This is a genomic window from Haloarcula halophila, from assembly GCF_029278565.1.
GTDB lineage: Archaea > Halobacteriota > Halobacteria > Halobacteriales > Haloarculaceae > Haloarcula > Haloarcula halophila.
The window spans coordinates 2,478,817-2,499,823 of the sequence record NZ_CP119559.1 but is presented as its reverse complement, the minus strand read 5'-3'; the positions used below and the strand labels follow the sequence as shown (position 1 = coordinate 2,499,823).

18 protein-coding genes are annotated in these 21,007 nt (G+C 67.0%); 6 read left to right on the top strand and 12 right to left on the bottom strand.

Annotation, left to right across the window (positions count from 1 at the left end):
• Window positions 1-177 precede the first annotated feature (177 nt).
• A complete protein-coding gene (locus P0204_RS13125; RefSeq protein WP_276179921.1) occupies window positions 178-837 on the top strand; it encodes a helix-turn-helix domain-containing protein in 660 nt (219 codons plus the stop codon).
• A gap of 7 nt (window positions 838-844) precedes the next feature.
• Here P0204_RS13125 and P0204_RS13120 read toward each other — a convergent pair whose 3' ends face one another.
• Window positions 845-1,108, bottom strand: a complete 264-nt coding sequence (locus P0204_RS13120) for a hypothetical protein (protein WP_276179919.1) — start codon at window positions 1,106-1,108, stop codon at window positions 845-847.
• Window positions 1,109-1,598: 490 nt separating this feature from the next.
• Between P0204_RS13120 and P0204_RS13115 the strand changes: the two genes are divergently transcribed.
• Both P0204_RS13115 and P0204_RS13110 read left to right on the top strand, forming a co-directional pair.
• The gene (locus P0204_RS13115) at window positions 1,599-2,096 is read left to right on the top strand and encodes a dihydrofolate reductase (RefSeq protein ID WP_276179917.1); all 498 of its coding nucleotides are present in this window, start codon (window positions 1,599-1,601) and stop codon (window positions 2,094-2,096) included.
• 116 nt (window positions 2,097-2,212) lie between these two features.
• On the top strand, window positions 2,213-3,592 hold the full coding sequence (locus P0204_RS13110) for an aminomethyltransferase family protein (RefSeq protein WP_276179915.1): 1,380 nt from the start codon (window positions 2,213-2,215) through the stop codon (window positions 3,590-3,592).
• A gap of 41 nt (window positions 3,593-3,633) precedes the next feature.
• Here the strand turns inward: P0204_RS13110 and P0204_RS13105 are convergent, their stop codons facing one another.
• From P0204_RS13105 to P0204_RS13070, 8 genes are all read right to left on the bottom strand, one after another.
• On the bottom strand, window positions 3,634-4,095 hold the full coding sequence (locus P0204_RS13105) for a hypothetical protein (RefSeq protein ID WP_276179913.1): 462 nt from the start codon (window positions 4,093-4,095) through the stop codon (window positions 3,634-3,636).
• Window positions 4,096-4,223: 128 nt separating this feature from the next.
• The gene (locus P0204_RS13100) at window positions 4,224-4,694 is read right to left on the bottom strand and encodes a hypothetical protein (RefSeq protein WP_276179911.1); all 471 of its coding nucleotides are present in this window, start codon (window positions 4,692-4,694) and stop codon (window positions 4,224-4,226) included.
• 63 nt (window positions 4,695-4,757) lie between these two features.
• Window positions 4,758-6,005, bottom strand: a complete 1,248-nt coding sequence (gene glyA, locus P0204_RS13095) for a serine hydroxymethyltransferase (RefSeq protein WP_276179909.1) — start codon at window positions 6,003-6,005, stop codon at window positions 4,758-4,760.
• A gap of 117 nt (window positions 6,006-6,122) precedes the next feature.
• Window positions 6,123-8,081, bottom strand: coding sequence for a molybdopterin oxidoreductase family protein (locus P0204_RS13090; RefSeq protein ID WP_276179907.1), 1,959 nt, complete (start codon window positions 8,079-8,081; stop codon window positions 6,123-6,125).
• 12 nt (window positions 8,082-8,093) lie between these two features.
• Window positions 8,094-8,831, bottom strand: a complete 738-nt coding sequence (locus P0204_RS13085; RefSeq protein WP_276179905.1) for a helical membrane plugin domain-containing protein — start codon at window positions 8,829-8,831, stop codon at window positions 8,094-8,096.
• A 1-nt stretch (window position 8,832) separates the two neighbouring features.
• Window positions 8,833-11,067: a formate dehydrogenase subunit alpha gene (gene fdhF / locus P0204_RS13080; protein WP_276223280.1), complete on the bottom strand. Its 2,235-nt coding sequence runs from the start codon at window positions 11,065-11,067 to the stop codon at window positions 8,833-8,835.
• 29 nt (window positions 11,068-11,096) lie between these two features.
• A complete protein-coding gene (locus P0204_RS13075) occupies window positions 11,097-12,023 on the bottom strand; it encodes a 2Fe-2S iron-sulfur cluster-binding protein (protein WP_276179903.1) in 927 nt (308 codons plus the stop codon).
• Window positions 12,020-13,495: an NADH-ubiquinone oxidoreductase-F iron-sulfur binding region domain-containing protein gene (locus tag P0204_RS13070; protein ID WP_276179901.1), complete on the bottom strand. Its 1,476-nt coding sequence runs from the start codon at window positions 13,493-13,495 to the stop codon at window positions 12,020-12,022. Before P0204_RS13070 ends, P0204_RS13075 begins: the two co-directional genes overlap by 4 nt.
• A 706-nt stretch (window positions 13,496-14,201) precedes the next feature.
• Here P0204_RS13070 and P0204_RS13065 point away from each other — a divergent pair.
• Window positions 14,202-14,402 carry a hypothetical protein gene (locus P0204_RS13065; protein WP_276179899.1) on the top strand — a complete coding sequence of 67 codons (201 nt, stop codon included), beginning with the start codon at window positions 14,202-14,204 and terminating at the stop codon, window positions 14,400-14,402.
• A gap of 58 nt (window positions 14,403-14,460) precedes the next feature.
• Here the strand turns inward: P0204_RS13065 and P0204_RS13060 are convergent, their stop codons facing one another.
• Window positions 14,461-15,354: a bifunctional methylenetetrahydrofolate dehydrogenase/methenyltetrahydrofolate cyclohydrolase gene (locus tag P0204_RS13060; RefSeq protein WP_276179897.1), complete on the bottom strand. Its 894-nt coding sequence runs from the start codon at window positions 15,352-15,354 to the stop codon at window positions 14,461-14,463.
• Window positions 15,355-15,654: 300 nt separating this feature from the next.
• On the opposite strand from P0204_RS13060, the gene P0204_RS13055 reads away from it, so the two are divergent.
• Entirely contained in the window at window positions 15,655-17,154 is a 1,500-nt protein-coding gene (locus P0204_RS13055; RefSeq protein ID WP_276179895.1) for an anthranilate synthase component I family protein, read from the top strand.
• The gene (locus P0204_RS13050; RefSeq protein WP_276179893.1) at window positions 17,151-17,723 is read left to right on the top strand and encodes an anthranilate synthase component II; all 573 of its coding nucleotides are present in this window, start codon (window positions 17,151-17,153) and stop codon (window positions 17,721-17,723) included. Before P0204_RS13055 ends, P0204_RS13050 begins: the two co-directional genes overlap by 4 nt.
• A 7-nt stretch (window positions 17,724-17,730) precedes the next feature.
• On the opposite strand, the gene P0204_RS13045 is transcribed toward P0204_RS13050, so the two are convergent.
• Window positions 17,731-19,587 (bottom strand): BCCT family transporter, encoded by a 1,857-nt coding sequence (locus P0204_RS13045; RefSeq protein WP_276179891.1) that lies wholly within the window; start codon window positions 19,585-19,587, stop codon window positions 17,731-17,733.
• Window positions 19,588-19,658: 71 nt separating this feature from the next.
• On the bottom strand, window positions 19,659-20,897 hold the full coding sequence (locus tag P0204_RS13040) for an NAD-binding protein (protein WP_276179889.1): 1,239 nt from the start codon (window positions 20,895-20,897) through the stop codon (window positions 19,659-19,661).
• Window positions 20,898-21,007: the final 110 nt, after the last annotated feature.

Genomic DNA, 21,007 nt, shown 5'->3' with positions numbered 1-21,007 from the left:
GCGGTCTGGCATTATAGCTTTCGTGACAGGTGAGTGCGTCCGACCCGCCGACTGGATCGACGAATGCTTTTATGGGTCGGCTGTGACCATTTACCAACGACTCGATCGGGTTCCCACACGCGGAACGTACATTATCTCGAAACGCATAGGAACGAGACAACGACCCAGCCACACCGTATGTCGATCACAGCCAAAATACACATCCAGCACGAACGCCTCTCGCTCGTCCCGACGCTCCGGACACTCGACGACATAAGCATCAGGGTCATCACACAGGGGACGACGAACCCCGGCGTCCAGGTGTTCCCATACCTCATCGAACACGAGGACCGGACTCTCCTCGAACGGATGCTCGACGACGACCCGACCGTCGAGAGCTACGAACTTATCGACTGGACCGAAAACACGGGAATCTACTACATCGAGAACACGCCCGAGACGAAGCTGATCAGCTCCGTGGTCACGGACGTCAACGGGTTCCTCGCCCACACGGAGACGAAAGGTGAGGGATGGCTCGTCAGTCTGCTGTTGCCCGACAGGGACGCACTCAACACCATCTGGGAGTTCTCGAACGAGAACGGGATCTCTCTCGACATCATCGAGATCTACGGGAACAACGACACCGGCGGAACCTCGTCGTACGGGCTAACGGACGAACAGAAGGCGGCGCTGACACTCGCACACGAGAAGGGGTACTTCGGCGAGCCGCGCGAGGTTTCGCTGAACGAGGTGGCAGACGAACTCGGCTTGTCGTCGACCGCGATGAGCGGTCGCCTCCGGCGCGGGATGCGCAACCTCATCGGCGCGACGCTCGTCGAGGCCGAGACCGAAGACTGAGCCGTCGTTACTCCAACTTGTTGTTCCGGGTCACCCGACGCAGCGACGCCGGACCTTTGTCGTATCCCAGCCACACGCTGAGGAGACACGCGACGATCACCAGGTAGGTCGGGAAGAGCAGAACCAGCGTGTAGCCGAGCGAGAGCACCTGGAGGACACCGATCCAGTACAGTAAACCGATCACGGTGAGTCCAAGCAGTCCCCCGACGATCATTCCCAGCCGGAACGCGTGGGCGGCCGACGGCCCGGGCGAAACTCGAACTGTAGCCATACACACACTACGTGTCCGAATCGAATAAGTGACACGCGAGGTTCGGTACCGGGTCGTCCGGTAGCGTATCGCACTCACCCAGTCGTCGGATGCTGTCGTGACCGCGTAGCCAGGCATAAAAAATACTAGTAGAAAAGATACGATATGTTTTCGTACCTAGCTTTCGAAGTATTGGACATTCGAAAATACGCCAGCGTGTTTCCGTTTTCCTCTCAGATCGTCTCTTTCATCGTTTCAGCGGTTTTCGTCGTTTTTGCTCCCGCCTCGTTCCTTTCTTCGATATTGAGGTCGTATAAAAGTCTCCGGATAATCTGTATGAATGCGTTCTTTTGTGCCTGTCCTCGGCGTTTGTTCTGTGTCAGTTTTAGTCTACAATTCGGTAGCTACCATTTTGTATATATTTCAGAACCGCGGCTACCCGGCGGCGTCGACACAGGTCGGTACCTGCGTACCCACACGATTTATTCCGAGCAGACGCCGAACGTAGATGGTGAAACTCTCGCTCGTCGCTGCCGTCGCCGCCAACGGCGTCATCGGTGCCGACGGCACGGTCCCCTGGGAACACCCCGAGGATCTGCGACACTTCAGACGGACGACGACGGGACACCCCGTCATCGTGGGACGACGGACCTTCGAGGCTATTACGGAGGCGGTCGGCGGGCCGCTCCCGGACCGTGACAACATCGTCCTCACGCGCCGGCCCGAGACGATCACGGACCGCGTCACGGTCGTCGGGTCGGTCGACGGGGCCGTCGATGCCGCCGCACGTACGGGAGCCCGAACGGCCTACGTCGCCGGTGGTGGCACCGTCTACGAGCAGTTCCTCCCGCTGGCCGACGAACTACTGCTGACCGAACTCGACGCGGCTCACGCGGGCGACACGACGTTCCCGACGGTGACGTGGGACGACTGGACCGAGACAGCGCGGGAGCAATACGACGAGTTCGACATCGTCCGCTACGCCCGGGCCGAGAACATCCGGGAGTGAGGGTCGTCGTCGGCTCCCCCACCGGAGACGGTCTCGGCTGAAAACCCCCCGTAATATAAACGGATGGTGTGGTGAACGTTATCTTTTATTTGTATTTGCAATCTTGATCCACAGGCATGACCGAAGACCAAGAGCATCCAAACCATCCCAGTGTCGACCAGTCAGATCGGACGGTCCCGCGGAACCTCCGCCAGACGGGGGACCCGAACATCGAAATGCTGGTCTCGACCCGGGTTCGAAAGTCTCCGTTCTTCCACAAGTCGTTCAACGAAGAGGGGGCCTGGCGAGCTACCGTCTACAACCGCCTCTATCACCCTCGTGGCCTCATCGAACCGGAAGACGGCGGCGTGATGAAAGAGTACGACGCGCTGACCAACGCCGTGACGCTGTGGGACGTGGCCGTCGAGCGGCAGATCCGCGTCAAAGGCCCCGACGCCGAGGAGTTGACGAACTACGTTGTCACACGTGACGTGACGGGCATGGACGCCATGGACGGCAAGTACGTCATCCTCTGTAACGAGGACGGCGGCGTCCTGAACGACCCGGTCCTCCTGCGTCCCGAGGAGGACGAGTTCTGGTTCTCCATCTCCGACTCGACGCTCATGCAGTGGCTCCAGGGCGTCAACGTCGACAACGACTTCGACGTGGAGATCGACGAGATCGACGTCGCCCCGATGCAGATTCAGGGGCCCAAGTCCGAGGACGTCATGGTCGACGTCGTCGGTGACGAGGTCAAAGACGTGCCGTACTACGGCCTGATGGACGCCGAGATCAACGGTGCCGAAGTCCTCATCAGCCAGACCGGGTTCTCCGGTGAGGCTGGCTTCGAGATCTACGTCAAGGACGCCCACAAGAAAGCCGAGAAGGTCTGGGACCCCGTCATGGAGTCCGTCAAAGACCACGGCGGTCGTCAGATCGCGCCGGGCCACCACCGCCGCATCGCGGCCGGTATCATGTCCTGGGGCCAGGACCTCGACCACGAGACCTCGCCGTTCCAGGTCAACCTCGGCTACCACGTGCCCGACGACAAGGAGGCCGACTACATCGGCAAAGAGGTTCTCGAGGAGCAGAAAGAGCAGATCGAGAACGGCAACTACCCGTTCGAGCACAAGCTCATCGGTCTGAAGATGGCCGGCGAGCCGATCCGGGACTACGCGCCTGACTTCTGGCTCATCTCCGACCCCGAGACGGGCGAAGAGTGCGGGTACATCACCTCGCCGTGGTGGAACCCGGACCTCGAGACGAACATCGCCATGGGCTTCGTCCCGGCGGACAAGATCCAGGAAGTGACGGACACGCCGCTCAACGACGATATCTACGACGAGGATCTCGACCTAGAGTTCCAGGTTCACCTCCCCGACGAGTACGCAGAGGAGCCCGGTGAGCCGGTGTTCGCGACGACCGCGAAGGTTCCGTTCAAGGAGTCTGTCAACCCGAGCGCACGCGAGCAAGCCAAACTCAACGCTCGCAAGGAAGCGGAGAGCAGCGACGACTAACGACCCAAGGGCCTCATACCACCCTTTTTCGCTGCGTCGTGCTACCGATTGCGGCTGCTCCACAGCAGGCCACAGACGTTGCCGACGAAGAGCGCGCCCGCAGTCGCGGAGAGACCGACCCGGAACCCGACCGTACGGAGGACGACGGACCCGACGGTGAGCGCGACGATCAGGCCGCCGACCAGGAGCAGTCCCGCGATCAGTTCCGCTTTCATCTCGTCGGAGACGTGGTGTGGTCTCAGCTCGCGGTCCGGCTCCGACTCCTCCCGGCCGAGTAGCGTCTCGAACCGCTCCCGTACCGCGTCCCAGGCGTAGATGGAGAGCCCGTTCAGCGAGACGCCAGTGGCGACGACGACACAGACGGCGGCGAAGCCCCAGCGGTCGGCCAGCAGGAGCCCGCCGGCCGGGACGAGAAAGAGCGTGCTCACGACCGCGTGCCCGGTGGCCCCCTCCAGATAGTGGACGCTCTCGACGCGGGTTACCTCGTCCTCCATAGCGACCACGTGGAGACGTTCCGGAACTACCGAGATAAATGTTCGCTCGATCGACAGGTACGGAGTCGCGTTCGGGTAGCTCCTCGGCACGACCCGACCGTCGCCGTCGGAGGAAAGTAAGCCCGGCCCACGTCGCCTCAGGTGTCGAATATCTTCCGCTGGATCGTCCGGGCGACGCTCTGTTCGGTTTCCGACTCCCACTCCGTCTCGACGGACACCGACAGTTCCGAGCAGACCGCGGCGACGTCTTCGAGGACGGTGGCGAAGCGGCCGGCCTGTCCGACCGACTCCTCCCCTTTGAGCAGGCGTCGGGGCGAAAGCTCTTCGAGTTTGAACGGTCCCTCCCCGCCCCCGCCGACGAACACGACGACGGTCGCCGTCTCGTCGTCGACCTCCTCGACGAGCAGCGAGATGACGACCCACGAGCTTTCGTAGGCCGCCGCCCGTTCGTAGGTGATCTGTGTGAAGCCGTCTCCCCGGTAGCGATGGATGTTCCGAGCGCCGCGCTTGTTGAGCGACCGTCTCGCCGCTTCGGCCTTCGAGTCGAGGAACGCGTCGGCGAAGCGGTCGGCGTCCGGACCGTGGAGGGTCAGGTTAGCCGCTTCCATGGTCGTCACACGGCCACCGGAGACAAAAAATCCCGAGCCCCGGTCAGACCGAGCGTGGGCGACTCAGTCGTAGAGGGGGTAGTCGTCGGTGAGTTCGTCGACGCGGTCGCTGACTTCGGCGACGACGCTCTCGTCGTGGGGCGCGTCGACGACTTCGGCGATCAGGTCCGCGACCTCCCGGCAGGCGGCCTCGTCAAACCCACGCGTCGTCAGCGCGGGCGTGCCTGCTCGGATACCCGAGGGGTTGAACGCCGACCGCGTCTCTCCCGGGACGGTGTTCGCGTTCAGTACGATCCCGGCGTCTTCTAATGCTTCTTCGACCTCTTTGCCTGTCGTGTCCGGATGTGACGGCCGGAGGTCGATCAGGACGAGGTGGTTGTCCGTCCCCCCGGAGACCAGTTCGAGCCCGTGGTCCTGGAGTTGGTCGCCCAGCGCTTTCGCGTTCTGGACGGTCTGGTCGGCGTAGGCCTCGAACTCGGGGTTCAATGCCTCCCCGAAGCCCACTGCCTTGCCCGCCACGTTGTGCATCAGCGGCCCGCCTTGGGACCCGGGGAACACCGCGTTGTCGATGTCCTCGGCGTATTCCTCCTCGCACATGATGATCCCACCCCGGCCCGCCCGGATCGTCTTGTGGGTCGACCCCGTCACGAAGTCCGCGACGCCGACCGGCGACTCGTGCACTCCGGCGGCGACCAGCCCCGTGATGTGAGCGATGTCCGCGAGGTGGTACGCCCCGACGGAATCGGCTGCTTCCTGGATCCGCTCGAACTCGACCTCTCGCGGATACGCCGAGTAGCCCGAAACGATGATATCCGGCTCGAAAGACTCCGCCGTCGCGGCCAACGCCTCGTAGTCGACGTAGCCCGTCTCCTCGTCGACCTCGTACTGCTCGACCTCGTAGACCTGGCCCGCGAAGTTCGCTGGGTGGCCGTGCGAGAGGTGCCCCCCGTGGGTCAGATCCAGCGAGAGGATCTTGTCGCCCGGGTCCAACACGGCGAGGTAGACGCCCATGTTGGCCTGGGACCCCGAGTGGGGCTGGACGTTGACGTGCTCGGCACCCCACAGTTCCTTGGCGCGCTCGATCGCCAACTCCTCGACGTCGTCAGCGAACTCACAACCGCCGTAGTACCGCTCGCCCGGATAGCCCTCGGCGTACTTGTTCGTCAACTCGGAACGCTGGGCCTCCATGACCGCCTCCGAAACGTGGTTCTCGCTGGCGATCATCGCTAGCGTCTCGTTCTGCCGCTGTCGCTCGCCCTCCAGGGCGTCTGCGACTGCCGGGTCCGCCTCCCGTACTTTCTCGTAGGTCATACCATACCTCAGGGGCGGACCGTTGAATAATTCAGGGACCGGCACAACCTGTCCGGGAAATGAGGTGATATGTCTCCCGTAATCTGGCGGGGACGGACCCGTGTCGAGCGCACTGGCTCACGCCGGATCGGCGGGTTCGATAGAGACGGTAGTCGTCCCGGCGCGGACGAACGGGTCGGCGAGTACCGCGTGGAGGAAGGCCGTCCCCCGGCGAACGGACGGGTCGGGCGAAACGCGCGTCCGGACCGTCAGGTCGCCGTCCGAGACGGTCACGGCGTCGTCGGCCCCGACGCCGGCCTGGTCGGCCTCGCTCGGGTGGAGGCGTAGACGACTGTCGGCGTCCTCGTCACGCCCGCCGGTACGCCCGCCCACGACGAGTCGGAGGCCCGCCACGCAGTCGGTCCGACTCGCCGGGGCCGACGGCGGTCGGACGAACGGTACACGCCCGTCGGGCGTCCGGAACCGCTCGCGGTAGAGGGTCGAGCCGGTATCGGCCGGCCACCGCTGTCCGCCCGCGACGACCTGGTCGATCGAGAGGCCGGCATAGGGCGGCGCGACGCGGGTCAGTTCGACGAACGCCTCGGCCGGTCGGTCGTAGTCGAACCCCCCGCTCGCACACGAGAGCCGGCGGCCCAGTTCACTGATGACCTCGAAGTCTGTCCGAACGTCCCCGGGCGGCTGGGCGACCGGGCGCAGTGCCTGTACCTGACGGTCCAGATTCGTGACCGTCCCGCGCTTCTCGGTGCCGGCCGCCGCGGGCAACACGACGTCGGCGTGGGCCGTCGTCTCGCTCTCGGTGAGTTCGAGGACGACGAGATGGTCGAGTGCGTCGAGTTGCCGCCGGACCCAGTCGGGATCTCGCTTCGCTATCGCCGGGTTCTCGCCGACGACGACTGCGGCCCGGACCGTCTCGCCGAACGCCGACAGGAGGTCCGGCGCGGGGAGCCCCGGAGTCGCCGGCGGGTCGACGCCCCACTCGGCGGCGACCCGGGCGCGGGCCTCGGGATCGGTCACCGGTTGGTGGCCCGGCAGACGGTCGGGGACACAGCCGGCGTCGACCGCCCCCTGTTCGTTGGGCGGCCCGCGGAACACGTGGATGCCGGTCCCCGGCCGGCCGAGGTTCCCGGTGAGCGCCAGGAGGTTCAACAGCGCGTTCGGGGCCGCGGCCGTCCCCGCCGCCGGGTCCCCGTCGTCGCCTTCGAGCCCGGTGCCCACGACGGCAGCGACTCGGTCGGCGGAACCGACGAGCGCCGCGACGCGGTCAAGCGTAGTCGGGTCGACGCCGGCGGCGTCGACGCCCGCCCCGTCGTCGAGGTGTCTGGCGCTGGCGGCGAAGGAGGCGAACTCCCGGGTCCGGTCGGCGACGAACGCCCGGTCGGCGTCCCCGGCAGCGAGGACGCGCCGGCAGAGCAGGTCGAGGACCAGCGCGTCCCGGCCGGGGCGGGGAGCGACGTGGAGGTCGGCCAGTCGCGTCGTCCGGTTGCCGGCCGGGTCGACGTGGACGAGCGTCGCCCCGTCGTCGACGGCCGGCCGGACGAAGGAGTTGAACGCCACCGGCTGACGCGCCGCCGGGTTGGCGCCGACGACCAGGACGACGTCGGCCTCGGTCAGGTCGTCGAGCCCGTTCGTCGTCGCGGGCCACCCCAGGCGCGCGTCGAGCGCCCGGGCGGTCGAGACGTGGCAGTGGCGCGCCCGGTTGTCGACGTTGTTCGTCCCGACAGTCCGGGCGAGCTTTTCGAGCAGGTAGTTCTCCTCGGTGGTCGAGTGGGGCGCACCGAGGAACGCCAGCGCGTCCGGACCGTGGGCCTCGACCGTCGTCTCGACGGCGTCGACGACGCGACTGGTCGCCTCGGCCCACGACACCGGAACCAGCGTCCCGTCCTCGCGGACCTGCGGTTCGGTCAGCCGTCCGCTGATTCCTTCGAGGGCGTTTATTCCCTCCGGGCAGAGCCGTCCGTTCGGGTTCGCCGGTCCGGTCCGGCCGGTTGCGCGGCCGTCTGCGCCGGCCGGGGCGAGGCGACAGCCCACCCCACAGCGGGGGCAGACCGTCGATCGGTCGGGGTCGCCGTCGCTCATCGCACCACGGAGCTAGCGCCCCGTGAGCCGCCGGCCCAGTGCCCTGAGGACGCCGACGGCGTAGCCGAGTCCGGCCCGCCCTTCGCTGCTCCGGAGCGCGCCGACCGCACCAAACAGTGACACCGGTTCGCTCTCTCGCTGTGCCTCGCCGACCGCGCCAAGCACCGCGTTCAGCCCCGCGACGGCGTCGTCGTCGAGGTCGAGCGCCGCGGCAGTTCCCGCGAGGTCGACCAGCGCGTCCAGATCGCCCTCCCGCTGGAGCGCCAGCACGGTGTCCAGCGCGTCGATGAGGTCGGCACCGTCGGCCTCCAGCATCGACGCCAGTCGGTTGCGCTCCGCCTCGGAGAGCCCGTCGGTCAGCGCCGTCGCGATGTCGAGCAGGGCATCCAGATCACCCGACCGCTGGAGTTGGACGACCGCATCGAGCGTGTCGGCGAGGTCCTCGGCGTCGGTGCCGACCTGCTCGGCGAGGGCAGCCGTCTCCGCCGTCGAGAGCCCGTCGGCCGCGGCGACGAGGTTGGCAGTCGAGTCGGTGACGTGGTCGACCTCGTCGTCGTCGGCGCTCGCGAGGACGAGGATCGCTGTAACGAGCGCGTCTTCGAGTTCGTCGGTGCGGTCGAGCGCGGCGGCCAACGCCTCGCCCTGGTCGTCGAGGACTGCCCGGAGCGCAGCCTCGCCCTCGCCCGTCTGTCGGTCGGCGCTGCCGCCGTGGGTCGCCGCTTCGGGGACCGCCTCCTGTGGCTCGGCCATCTCAGTCGTCCCCCGTGCTCGTCCCGGTGTCGCCCGTCGGCATCCCCGAGTCGGCGTCCGCGGGTGCGATACGCACCGCCGACACCTTGAACTCCGGCGTCGCCGCCTGCGGATCGAGGTGTTCCTCGTCGGTCAGCCGGTTGATCGCGCTCTCCGCGAAGTGGATGGGCGCGAACACGGACTCCGGACCCACGCGGTCGGTCACCTGTGCCGGCACGGTCACCGACCCGCGCCGGGACTCGACGCGGACCATGTCGCCGGTCTCGATGCCGTACTCCGCGGCCGTCCGCGGGTTGATCTCCACGAAGTCGCTCGGGGTGTACTGCATGATCCCCTCCTCGCGGTGGGTCATCGTCCCCGTGTGGTACTGATACAGCACCCGTCCCGTCGTCAGGGTGAACGGGAACTCATCGTCTGGCGTCTCCGCCGGTTCGCTGAAGCCGACCCCCTGGAGGTGGGCCAGGCCGTCGTCGGTGTTGAACTCCTCCTCGTAGAGGCGTTCGGTGCCGGGATGATCCTCGTCCCAGCAGGGCCACTGGAGACCGCCCTCGCTCTCGACGCGTTCGTGCGTGACACCGCCGTACAGCGGCGTCAACGAGTTCACTTCCCGCATGATCTCGGCCGTCGAGTCGTAGTCCCAGTCCCACCCCATTCGGTTGGCGAGTGCCTGGAGGATCTCCCAGTCCGGCCGCGAATCGCCCTTGGGCTCCATCACCTCCTTGACCATCTGGACGGTCCGGTCGGTGTTGGTGAACGTGCCGGTCTTCTCGACGAACGAGCAGGCGGGCAACACCACGTCGGCGTACTCCGCAGTCTCGGTGACGAACAGGTCCTGAACGACGAGGAACTCCAACTCTTCGAGTACCTCCTCGGCGTGGTTGACGCCCGGTTCCGACAGCGCCGAGTTCTCGCCGATGATGTACATCCCGCGGAGGTCGCCCCGGTCGGCGGCCAGGAACATCTGGGTCGTGTAGTGGCCGTAGTCGGGCGAGATCTCGCAGTCCCAGGCGTCCTCGAACTTCGCGCGCACCTCGTCGTCGGCGATGTCCTGGTAGCCCGGGAAGTTGTCCGGCAGCGGCCCCATGTCGCCGCCCCCGCCCTGGACGTTGTTCTGGCCCCGGAACGGCGAAACGCCGGCCCCCGGCTTGCCGAGGTTGCCCGTCACCGCGGCGAGGTTCGCCATCGCCAGGACGTTCTCGGTGCCATGGGAGTGCTCCGTCAGTCCGAGCGTCCAGCCGAACACGCAACGGTCTGCGTCGGCGATAGTCTCGGCGGCCGAGACGATCTCCTCGTGAGGGACGCCGGTGACCTCTTCGACGCGCTCCGGCGTGAACTCCTGGAGGGACTCGGCCAGGTCCTCGAACCCCGAAGTGCGTTCGGCGACGAACGATTCGTCGTAGAGGTCGTTATCGATGATGTACCGCGTGATCCCGTTGATCCAGACAGCGTCGTACCCCGGTTGTACGCGGCTGTACTGGGTGGCGTACTCGGCGATCTGGATCTCCCGGGGATCGAAGACGAGCAGATCCGCACCGTCCCGGACGTTCTGTTTGATACGGGTCGCAAGCACCGGATGGGCTTCGGTCGTGTTCGACCCGGTCAGCAGGATACAGTCGGCCAGTTCGAGGTCTTCGGTGCTGATCGAGGCCGCGCCGTAGCCGTAGGTCTGTGCGAGGCCCGCGACCGTCGAGGAGTGACAGAGCCGGTTGCAGTTGTCGACGCTGTTGGTGCCAAGCACCTGCCGGGCGAACTTCCCCATCAGGTAGTTCTCCTCGTTCGTGGCCTTCGAGGAAGCGATCACGGAGAGGGCCTCGCCGCCGTGGTCGTCTTTGATGGCGCCCAACCCCTCGGCGACGCGGTCCAGTGCCTCGGACCAGCTAGCGGTACGGAACTCGCCGTTCTCGTCGCGGACCAGCGGCGTCGTCAGGCGATCGTCGGAGTTGACGAAGTCGTAGCCGAACTTCCCCTTGACACACGTCGAGATGCCGTTGACCGGGGCGTCCTCCTCGGCGGTCGGGCGGGCCGCCAGCACCTCTTCGCCGTCGGAGTAGAGGTCGAACCGACAGCCGACAGCACAGTAGCCACAGGTGGTGTCGGCGACGTTCAGTTCCTCCAGGCGCTTGTCGCCGATCGACTGAGCGATCTCGAACAGTTTCCCTTCCGGCAGCGTCTCGGCGGCGACGCCCTCGGCGACGTGTTCGACGTTCTGTAGCGCCTGTTCCTTGGCGTTGCGCATGTAGTCGGCGACGCCGCTGTCGTCGTCGCTCACGGCCACTCCCCCCCGTCGGCGTCGTCCGGGTCGTCCGCCGGCGAGTCCTCCGTAGCGGGACTGTCGACGCGTTTCTTCGGCGTCATCGGCCCCTTGGACTTCCCGTGGCGCTCGTGGCTCTTGCCGACGCTGTTCTTCTGAGTGAAGCCGGGCAGCGGGATGGTCGTAGCGTCCTCGATCCCCTTCTCGACGAGCGAGCCGGTCGGACAGACGGTCGCACAGTGACCACAGGAGACACACGCCGAGTCCTCCATCGTCTCGACGTCGCTCTGGAAGCCGATGCGAGTGTCCTGTCCGGACCCCTCGACGCGGAGGACACCCTCGACCTGGACGTCGTTGCAGGCCTCGACACAGCGGTTACAGAGGATGCACTTGTTGCGGTCGATCTGGATGAACGACGAGGTGTCGTCGAGCGGTTCGTAGGCGTCGCGGTCGTCCAGGACGCCGTAGCGCGGTTCGTCGACGTCCTGCTCGATGGCGGCGTCCTGGAGTTCACAGCGGCCGTTCTTCCCGCAGGTCGTACAGCGGAGGTTGTGGTCCGAGAGGACCAGATCGAGGTTCACGTCCCGGGCCTCCGCAGCGGGATCGGCGGCCGTCCGGACGGTCGCGCCGTCCTCGGCCGGGTGACTACAGGCGGGGACGACGCCGTTGGCGTCCGTCTCGACCATGCAGGTCCGACACTCGCTGCGGGGGCCGATCTCGTCCTCGCGGTCGTAGTGACAGAGCGCCGGCACGGTGTCGTCGGTGTCGGCGGCCTCGACGGCGTCGAGCAGGGTCGACCCGGACTCGACGGTGACGTCGGTACCGTCGACGGTGATCGTCGCGCGTTCGGTCCCGCTGACCGATGGATCACTGGCCGTCCCTGGCGCGATCGTCTCTGTCAGTGGCGGTGCATCCGTCTCGTGTGTGTGGTCAGAACTCATGGTGTTACCTCCGCTGTACAGGCCCCGGCCGGACACCGGCCGTCGGCGTGGGCCTCGAACTCCGACTCGAACGCCGCCATCGCGGTCCGAGCCGGGCGGCCGGCGTCGACGCCGAACGTGCAGATACTGCTGGTCCGCATGACACGGTCGAGTTCCTCGATACCGTCGCGGTCGTAGCGACCGTCGTAGAGGTCTCTGAGAAGCTCCGCGAGCTGTGTCGTCCCCTCGCGGCAGGGGACACAGCGCCCGCAGTTCTCGTCGGCGGCGAACTGCGCCCGCCGCCCGACGAACTCGACGACACAGCGACTCTCGGACAGTACTTCGACGACGCCCTCGGTTCCCAGCCCCGCGTCGATCAGCGACGCCGGGTCCGCGGTAACGTCGAGCGAGGCCGTGAGCCCACCGAACCGGCCGCCGACGCAGGCGGCCTTCAGCGACCCCTCGACGGTCGTCGCGTCGACCGCCGACGCGAGGCTGTCCCCCTCGGTCAGTTCGACCGTCACCGGGTCGGCCACGTCACCGGTCACCGTGACGAGTCGCGTCGTCGGCCCGTCCTGGCGGAGCGTGTGGGCCAACTGTGCGAGCGTCCGAGCGGTGTGGACCACCGTCGGCCGGCCGTCGATCCCCACCTCTGCCGGACCGGGCGGACGGAGCCGTGCCTCCAGCCGGTGGTTTCCTTCGACGGCTTCGATGGCCATCGTCGGTTCGGCCGCACGGTAGACCGACGGTCCGGTCACCACGTCGGCGGCGACCGGGAGATCCGGGTAGGCGTCGGCAGCCTCGCGGACGCTGGCAGCGGCGTCCTCGTCGGCCTCGGAGACGTAGACGACCACGCGGTCCGCGTCGACCGTTCGCGCGGTCGCGCAAGCGCCTTCGAGAACGTCGAACGGACTGCTCGCGAGCAACAGCGCGTCGGCGGTCGTCCCGTGGGCGTTGACGACCACGGTGGCCTCGCCGTCGGTGTGCCGAGCAGTCTCCCAGGTGTCCGCGAGCGGTTCGTCCTGGCACCAGTCCCCCCAGCCCCGCCCACGCAGGCTCTCGCCGGCCCGCTCCGTCTCCTCGGCCGTCGCGGTGACGAACCCGCCGGCGGCCTCGTGGTCGTCGGGATCGGTCGGTCGCCGCCACCCCCACCCACCGGTGACGCGCCGCGTCCCGGCGTCGAGTCCCGCCAGGTCCGGGACGGGCAGCGACGTTGCAGACGGGTCGTGGTCCACGACGGCGTCGGCCAGGTCCGTCGGGAGGCCGTCGTCGAGTCCCGCCGTCAACTCGCGCAGTTCGTCGGCTGAACACCGTGTGTGAAACGTCGTCTGTCCCCCTTGTGTCACCGAGACGAGTGGTTCGATCGCCGGGGCTCCAGACGGCCCGACGGCGGCCACCGTGACGCCGGCGTCGGCCGCCACCTCGGATAGTTCGGGCGGCCCGGTTGCCGAGTAGCGGAGAACCGTCTCGTCTCCGGATAGAATCGATGTCATTTGATAGCGTACCTGAATGGAGTTTCCGGTGGAGAATAATAAAGACCCGGCAACGGCGGTGGACACCCGTCACGAAACCGCCGTCAGCGGCGTCAGCAACCCACCATAGCTCCGCATGGCTCGGGTCGGCGGTGACCGTGGGTCATCTTCAAGCTATCGAGTGTCTATCACTTCTCGACGGCGTCGGCGCCGCTGGTACGCGGCGTTCATACCGGAAACGGCCCGCAGTGGGATGGCCACAGGGGCCGTCGAAAGGACCTCGAAGGGACTCGCTCACGGTACGGGTCCGTCGGGAACTGGGATACGACTGACACGCTTGCACCCCTGCTGGACCCATCTGAACTCTGTGGGGAAACCGGCTTAAAAACACGTCGCCAGTGTGGGCGGTGTTTAAGTAGCCACCCGAGATCGCGGTTCGAGGGCGACAGGGAGCCCTGATAAACTGACGTACAGGTCAACACACACGTTGATGCCGGGAGCGTGCCCGAATAATGACGTGAGCGAACGGATGCAACACGGACGACACAGCGGAAGTACCACACCCGGACACGCGTGTCCGGCCTGCGGAGCCGAACTCAAACAGCGGGGAGGAATGAGCGTTTGTCGGTCCTGTCGCTGGTACCAGCAGTCCCCGGCGGACTGAGCGGCCGGGCAACGGAGTGTCAGGGGCGAATACTTATTTTCCTACTCGTAGATAGGGCAGCGTATGAGCGGCGAGTGTCACTTCTGTCACGGCATCGTCTCGGCCGACGAGTCGAACCACATCCTGCTGGACGGGCACGGGGACCACGAGGTGTACCTCCACAGGCAGTGTGCGGCCGGTCACGACGTCCTCGAAGACGCGGACGGGTCGGCTGACACCGTCGCCATCACGTGTCCGGAGTGTGGAACCGTCGAGACACGCTGACGGAACAGTCAGTACTCGGAGGCTCAATCAGTCAGAAGAGTGACCCGATGAGTCCCGCTCAGGGCAGGTCGACAGCGACGCCGGACTGGAGGCTAGCCGCCTTGACCGTGTTGTACATGAGCATCGCGATGGTGAGCGGACCGACACCCCCGGGGACCGGCGTGATAACCTCCGCCTTCTCCCGGGCGCTCTCGAAGTCGACGTCGCCGACGAGTTCGTACCCTTTCTCCGTGTCGGCGTCGACGCGGTTGATCCCCACGTCGACGACGGTGACACCCTCCGAGAGCATCTCCCCGTCGATCATCTCCGGGACCCCCGCCGCGGCCACGACGATGTCGGCCGCTCGCGTCTTCGCGGCGAGGTCCTCGGTCCGGGAGTGACAGACCGTCGTGGTCGCGTTGCCGCCCTCGCCGTACTGGACGAGCAGGTTCGCCATCGGCTTGCCGACGATGTCCGACCGGCCGACGACCACGGCGTCTTTCCCCTCGGTGTCGACGCCGGCCGCCGCCAGGATCTTCTGGACGCCGTGTGGCGTACACGGCTTGTACCGGGCGTTACCGGCGACGAGTCGGCCGACGTTCTCCGGGTGGAAGCCGTCGACGTCCTTCTCGGGGTCGATACGCTCTAAGACAGTCCGTTTCGTGACGTGGTCGGGGACGGGCATCTGGACGAGGATCCCGTGGACGTCAGGGTCGTCGTTCAGCTCGTCGAGTTTCTCGAACAACGTCTCGGCCGGCGCGTCCGGATCGATCTCGTGGTGGAACCCCCGGATACCGACTTCTTCACAGGCCTGCTGTTTCATCGAGACGTACGTCTCGCTGGCCCCGTCGTCGCTCATCAGGACCGTCGCCAATCCGGGGACCACCCCCTCGTCGGCGAGTGTCTCCACGCAGTCGCTCACGTCCGCTCTGATACCGTCGGCGATCCCGTTACCGTCGATTACCGTTGTCATGCTTGAATCTCGCTGTGGCCGTCTCTCCCGTGCCGGAACGCTGCGGCTCCTCCCCGACACACCGCGTGAAACGGCTCTGCCCCTCACCAACCGACGCTCCGAAAATAACTGCCGACGCGGAATAGTCCACCCATTGAAATACTATCGGATGTCCGTCCAGAATCGGCCGCGACTACTCGGCAAACATCGACTGTACCGCCCGTATATGCACCCCACGCAAGGTTTTTTGTCCGAAGCCGTGGATAGCTCACAGTAACTACTCGCGGACCGATACGGCGTCCGCGGAGGCCGACATATCACATGGAAGAGACGACTGTCGTCACCGACCAGGCATCGTTCGTCGAGACAGCACGCGGGGCACCGCCCGGTGCCCGCGTTCCCGTCGAGGTCCGAGTCACCGCCTCGGACCCCTTCGAGGCGTACCGGCGGGCCAGGAGTCCCGACGCCCCGGGCGTGTTCTTCGAGACCACCGGCGGTCAGTCCGGCTGGGGCTACTTCGCGATCGACCCCGTCGAGCAGGTCAGGGTCGATCCGGACGCGGGGAGCGCGGGCGGGAGCCCCAGCATCGAAGCGATCGACGCGCTGCTCGACCGGGAGACGCTCGTCCGGGGCGACTGTGACGCCCCCTATCCCTGTGGCGCGTTCGGCTGGCTCTCCTACGACATCGCCCGCGAACTGGAGGACATCCCGGAAACGACGGCGTCGGACGGGCTTCCCCACCTCCAGTTGGGCGTGTTCGACCGGGTCGCCGCCTGGGAGGAACCACACCAGGGCGACGTTACCATCCGGGTGACGGCCTGTCCGCGGCTGGACGACCACGAGGACGCCGCGGCGGCCTACGAGACGGGCCACCGACGGGCGCTCGATCTCGCCCGGCGGGCGCTCGACGGCGAGCGCCACGTCCGGTCACACCCGACCGCGACCCGGCAGGCCACCTTCGAGAGCGAGTGCGGGGCCGCCGCCTTCGCCGACCGCGTCAGGACGATCAAGGAGTACGTCCGCGACGGCGACACGTTCCAGACGAACGTCTCCCACCGGCTCGTGGCCCCTGCAGCGGTCCACCCCGTCGAGACGTACGACGCCGTCCGGCGGGTCAATCCCGCGCCCTACTCGGGCCTGATCGAGTTCCCCGGGGTCGACCTCGTGAGCGCCAGCCCGGAACTCCTGCTGGACGTCGACGGCGACCGCCTGCTCACCGAACCCATCGCCGGGACGCGTCCCCGGGGCGACACGCCCGCCGAAGACGCCGACCTGGAGGCGGACCTGACGAGCGACGAGAAAGAGCGGGCCGAACACGCGATGCTCGTCGACTTAGAGCGCAACGACCTCGGGAAGGTCAGCGAGTACGGTACCGTCGACGTCACGGAGTACCGCCGTGTCGACCGCTACTCGGAGGTGATGCACCTCGTCTCGCTCGTTGAAGGACAACGGCGGGCGGACGCGAGCGTCGCCGACGCCGTGGCGGCGGTGTTCCCCGGCGGCACCATCACCGGCGCGCCCAAGCCCCGGACCATGGAGATCATCGACGAGGTCGAACGGACCCGGCGCGGACCCTACACCGGCTCGATGTGCGTCTTCGGGTTCGACGAGCGGGCGACGCTGAACATCACGATCCGGACGCTAGTCCACCGCGACGGGGAGTACCGCCTGCGCGTCGGAAGCGGGATCGTCCACGACTCGGTCCCCGAACAGGAGTACCAGGAGACCCTCGACAAGGCCCGCGCGCTCGTGACCGCCGTCGACGAGGCACTGGGCGAACAGGGCTCGTTCTCCGTCGAATCGACCGGGGAGGTCAGATGATACTCATCGTCGACAACTACGACTCCTTCGCGTACAACCTCGTCCAGTACGTCGGGGAGTTCGACGACGTGGTCGTCCGGCGCAACGACGCCATCGACGTTGCCGGCATCCGCGAACTGGACCCGGACGGTATCGTCGTCTCGCCCGGCCCCGGAACCCCCGAGGAGGCCGGCGTCTCCGTCGACGTCTTCGCCGAGACGACCTACCCCGCGCTCGGGGTCTGTCTTGGCCACCAGGCGTTGTGTGCCGCCCACGGCGTCCCGGTCGGGCACGCGCCCGAAGTCGTCCACGGGAAACCCTCGGCGGTCCACCACGAGGACACCCCGATATACGACGGCGTCGCCGATCCCTTCGAGGTCGGCCGCTACCACTCGCTGGCCGTCGAAGACACCGACCTCCCGGCGGCCCTGGTCGAGACGGCCCACACCGAGGACGAACAACACGTCGTGATGGGCGTCGAACACGTCGAGCGCCCACACGTCGGCGTCCAGTTCCACCCCGAGAGCATCCTCACCGACGCCGGCAAGCGCATCGTCGAGAACTTCTGTACGTCGGTGGCCGACGCCTGACCGCCAGTCACTCTTTTTCCGGCGGATCGATGTCGTGGTGGGTCTGGATCGCCGGGAGGCGGTCGACGGCCCGGCGGACGATGGAGGTGTGGCCCCGCTCCTGTCGATACCACGTCATCGTCAGCCCCCCGACGGCGACCAGCGAGACGACGGCGAACGGACCGCCGGTGAGGACCGCAAGCGCCTGTAGCGTCTCGGCACCGCCGCCGAGCAACACCGCGACGGCCACCGCCCCCTGGAAGGCGCCCCAGAAGACGATGCTCCCGTTCGAGGGGGACAGCCCGCGCCGGGTCGCCAGGATCGAGACCACCAGCGTCGACGTGTCCGCCGAGGTGGTGATGAACACCACGATGAGCGCCAGGAACAGGAACATCAGCAGTTCCCCCAGCGGGAGCGCCGCGAACAGCGGGAAGCCGGCCACGGACTCGGACCCGCCACGCCGAGCGATAGCGGCGAGGACGCTCGCCTGCCCGGTGTGCTGGACGAACAGCGACGTGCCGCCGAGCAACAGGAACCAGACGATGGTCGCGGCCGAGGTGGCGACGACGGTCGTGAACACGACGGTCCTGACCCTGCGGCCACGCGACAGCGCGGCGACGAACAGGCCGGCGAAAGGTGCCCACGAGAACCACCACGACCAGTTCCAGACGGTCCAGTTGGCGACCCACTCCCCGCCGGTGTAGAGACTCAGCGGGACGAAGTGGACGACGTACCGGCCCAGCGCCCGGGTGCCCCGTTCGAGGACGAACCCGTGGGGGCCGAGAACGGCTATCAGCAGGGCGAACAGGCCGAAGAGGACGACGTTGAGGGCGGCGATCCGCCGGATGCCGCGGTGGATACCGGTGACGCTGGAGAGGACGAATATCAGCGTCAACCCGCCCACGAACAGGAGCGGGCCGGTCGGCCCGATGGCGACGTTCCACTGGAAGGAGATGCCCGCGAGGAACTGCTGGCCGACCAGCGCCACCGAGGTAGCGATACCCCCGATGGTCGCGAAGACAGCCAGCGTATCGACCAGACGGCTCCACAGCGAATCGAGGCCGTCGACGCCCAGAAACGGCGCGAGAACCGTCGAGACCCGCAGCGGGGCACCGCGCGTGAACACGAAGTACGCGACGGGGACGCCGATGACGGCGTAGGCGCTCCAGGCCGAAACCCCCCAGTGGAACAGGACGTACACCAGCGAATCGGCCAGCGCGGCGCTAGACTCCGGGGCCGCCCCGAAGTACGGTGGCGGCGTCTGGTAGTGAAAGAGCGCCTCCGCAGGCCCCCAGAACACGAGGCCGGCCGCGATACCGGCGGTGAAGACGAGACTGAAGTAGGTCGGGTAGGTGTAGGTCGGTTCGGTGTCGGGGCCACCCAGTTTGATGTCACCCCACGGCCCCAACAGGAGGACGGCGCAGTAACACACCGCCAGCAGCATGGCGACGAGGAACAGGGGGCCGCCAGTCCGGAGGATGGTTCCGGAGACGGCGTCGACGGCCGCCGTCGTCCGTGCCGGAAACGCCGTCTGGAACGCGAAGAAGGCGGCGAACACCGTCACCGGCACGCCGAAGGCCAGCGGGTCCTGGTTCGCCAGGAACCCCCGGAGCGTGTGCCGGACCTGTCGTCGCCGGACGGCGAGCAGGTACGACTCGTCGGTGCCGGTGTCCCGCTGGTCGTCGGCGTACGGGAGCACCGCCAGATACCCCAGTCCCGACCCGAAAAACACCAGCGAGACGGCCAGCCATCCCTGCCCGGTCACCACCTCGCCGACGAGATCGCCGAAGAAAAAGCCCGCGAAGACGATGGCCCCGGAGAGCGCTGCCAGCGGGGCCAGGAGCTTCGCGAGCGACGACTCGACGCCCCCCTCAGAGGTTGCCATACGTTACCATACTCGGACGCGTCGTGTTAATTGTATCGAGGGGACAGTGGCACGAAACGGTCCCGGGCGGCTCAGTCCGGTGCATCGTCCCCGGCGACCGGGTCCAGGTCCTCGACGACCGACTCCGTGGCGGCCTCGTCCAGCACGGACCGCCCCAGCAGTTGGCCGCCGATGGTCCGGGGGTTGATGATCTCGTCCGCGCCGACCGACTCGAACTTCTCGACGTGTTTCTCCTCGGTCGCCGCCGCGACGACCCGGACTTCGGGGTTGACCCGCTTGGCCGCGAGCACGGCGAGTACGTCCCGGGCGTCGTCGTCGCTCCCGACGACGACACCCCGGGCAGCGTCGACGCGGGCGTCCGAGAGGACAGTCTCGTCGGTCGGATCCTCGGTGAGAACGTTCAGGTCCTCGTCGAGCGACGCCGCCACGTCTGCGTCGTCCGTGACGACCACGAGGTCCGTCTCGTCGGTCAGTTCGTCCAGGAGCGAGTCCGTCACGTCGCCGTAGCCGAGCACGACGACGTGGTCGTCCAACAGGGTGAGTTCTGATGCTGTCATGATTCCGAACGCGTTCGCCATCCGCGATTCGATGAGCGGGCCGACGAGCGCCCCCACGGCGACGGTGAACGCGCCCGTCCCGAAGAGGATGATCGAGAGCGAGAACAGCTTCGCCTCCGGTGTCGTCGGCGTGAAGTCGCCGTAGCCCACGGTCGCGATGGTGACCATCACGAAGTAGAAGGCGTCGGCCCAACTCATCGGTTCGCCGGTGAACTGGTCACGCAGGCCGTAGGCCCCGACGGTGCCGTACATAACCACCCCGACGATGGAGAGCAGCGAGGCGAGCTGGAGCGGCGAGAGATCGACCGACTGGTCGAACCGGTCGCGGTTCCGGACCAGTAGGGGGACCGCGAGCACGATTGCCGCCAGCAGGGGAACGTCGGTCGTCTGGAGCGTGAGCAGCGGGATCGCCGCCAGCGCGGGGACGAGGACGACCGCGACCCGCCAGGCGATCCGCTTGCGCCGCTGGAGGCCGACCGTGACGATCCCCAGGACGAACGCGAACAGCACGCCCCCGAACTGGACCACCGCCGGTGGGACGGCCAGCACGACCGTCAGCGGGCCGTCGAGCGTCGGCGTCGCCTCGCTCAAGTGTGACAGTCCCGTGAGGAACGAGACGAGCGTGACGACGCCGGTCGCGAGCACCGTCGACTTCCCACCGGAGAACGCCCCCCACTCGACGAACGGGACCCGCTCTGCCGGATAGAACACCTCTTCCAGTGCCGGCTCCTGACCGTCAGGTGGGGTACCCATTACCACGGTATTGTCGAACTCCGCATAAAAAAGCAGGCGGTGAGACACGCCGGGAGACTCAACACGGCGGGGCCACAACCGGTCGACCGATGGAACGACCGTGGGCGTGG

What these genes read in the sequence shown, in the direction of transcription:
- P0204_RS13045 (WP_276179891.1), bottom strand. Translation starts at nt 19,587, where the DNA reads ATGGCAACCTCTGAGGGGGGCGTCGAGTCGTCGCTCGCGAAGCTCCTG.
- glyA (WP_276179909.1), bottom strand. Translation starts at nt 6,005, where the DNA reads ATGACCTACGAGAAAGTACGGGAGGCGGACCCGGCAGTCGCAGACGCC.
- P0204_RS13100 (WP_276179911.1), bottom strand. Translation starts at nt 4,694, where the DNA reads ATGGAAGCGGCTAACCTGACCCTCCACGGTCCGGACGCCGACCGCTTC.
- P0204_RS13125 (WP_276179921.1), top strand. Translation starts at nt 178, where the DNA reads ATGTCGATCACAGCCAAAATACACATCCAGCACGAACGCCTCTCGCTC.
- P0204_RS13040 (WP_276179889.1), bottom strand. Translation starts at nt 20,897, where the DNA reads ATGGGTACCCCACCTGACGGTCAGGAGCCGGCACTGGAAGAGGTGTTC.
- P0204_RS13090 (WP_276179907.1), bottom strand. Translation starts at nt 8,081, where the DNA reads ATGAGCGACGGCGACCCCGACCGATCGACGGTCTGCCCCCGCTGTGGG.
- P0204_RS13060 (WP_276179897.1), bottom strand. Translation starts at nt 15,354, where the DNA reads ATGACAACGGTAATCGACGGTAACGGGATCGCCGACGGTATCAGAGCG.
- P0204_RS13110 (WP_276179915.1), top strand. Translation starts at nt 2,213, where the DNA reads ATGACCGAAGACCAAGAGCATCCAAACCATCCCAGTGTCGACCAGTCA.
- P0204_RS13085 (WP_276179905.1), bottom strand. Translation starts at nt 8,831, where the DNA reads ATGGCCGAGCCACAGGAGGCGGTCCCCGAAGCGGCGACCCACGGCGGC.
- P0204_RS13065 (WP_276179899.1), top strand. Translation starts at nt 14,202, where the DNA reads ATGAGCGGCGAGTGTCACTTCTGTCACGGCATCGTCTCGGCCGACGAG.
- P0204_RS13055 (WP_276179895.1), top strand. Translation starts at nt 15,655, where the DNA reads ATGGAAGAGACGACTGTCGTCACCGACCAGGCATCGTTCGTCGAGACA.
- P0204_RS13120 (WP_276179919.1), bottom strand. Translation starts at nt 1,108, where the DNA reads ATGGCTACAGTTCGAGTTTCGCCCGGGCCGTCGGCCGCCCACGCGTTC.
- P0204_RS13050 (WP_276179893.1), top strand. Translation starts at nt 17,151, where the DNA reads ATGATACTCATCGTCGACAACTACGACTCCTTCGCGTACAACCTCGTC.
- P0204_RS13075 (WP_276179903.1), bottom strand. Translation starts at nt 12,023, where the DNA reads ATGAGTTCTGACCACACACACGAGACGGATGCACCGCCACTGACAGAG.
- P0204_RS13070 (WP_276179901.1), bottom strand. Translation starts at nt 13,495, where the DNA reads ATGACATCGATTCTATCCGGAGACGAGACGGTTCTCCGCTACTCGGCA.
- fdhF (WP_276223280.1), bottom strand. Translation starts at nt 11,067, where the DNA reads ATGCGCAACGCCAAGGAACAGGCGCTACAGAACGTCGAACACGTCGCC.